The following is a 592-nucleotide window of genomic DNA, read 5'->3' as shown; positions in this document are numbered from 1 at the left end:
GAGCGCATCCGTGCCGATACGCTGACCCGCCTGCGTGACGAAGGCCTGCGTGACCTGGCCACGCCGCAGGGGCTGAAGGCGGCGCGCGAGAAGCTCGAAGACGCGCTGCGCATGGCCTTGCCCGGCGATCCCGTGGTGGGGCAGCTGCGCGAACGCATCGAGCTGGTGACCCACTACGGCAGTTTCCGGCCACGCCAGGTGTTCAGCGACGCCCTGCGCGATGGGGGCCGTGGCCCGCAGATGATCGTGGTGCCGCATGGCGGCTTCCAGATGGGCGCCGGGGACGCCGAGCTGGGGGCCAGCGACGCGGAAAAGCCCTCGCATTACGTGCGGTTCGAGCGCGGCTTCGCGCTGTCGATCACCGAGGTCACCGTGGCCGATTTCCGCCGGTACGTGCAGGCCAGCAACGCTCGTCCGCGCGCGACCCGGCGTGGCCACTCGATCGTGTACGACGAACGCAGCGGCAACTTCGTGCGGCACAGTGGCGTGGACTGGCAATCGGACTACAACGGCGGCCCGGCGCTGGCCAACGCGCCGGTGATGCACGTCAGCGTGCGCGATGCCGAGCACTACGCAATCTGGCTGTCCGAAC

At 69.8% G+C, this 592-nt stretch carries 1 protein-coding gene; it reads left to right on the top strand.

Annotated elements, in window-relative coordinates:
• A partial coding sequence (locus tag DBR34_RS24270) for a formylglycine-generating enzyme family protein (protein WP_258224187.1) occupies positions 1-592 on the top strand: 592 nt, incomplete at both ends.

The sequence above is a fragment of the Stenotrophomonas sp. HMWF003 genome (genome assembly GCF_003061285.1).
Classification (GTDB): domain Bacteria; phylum Pseudomonadota; class Gammaproteobacteria; order Xanthomonadales; family Xanthomonadaceae; genus Stenotrophomonas; species Stenotrophomonas maltophilia_AP.
This window is presented reverse-complemented; position numbering and strand designations above follow the sequence as displayed.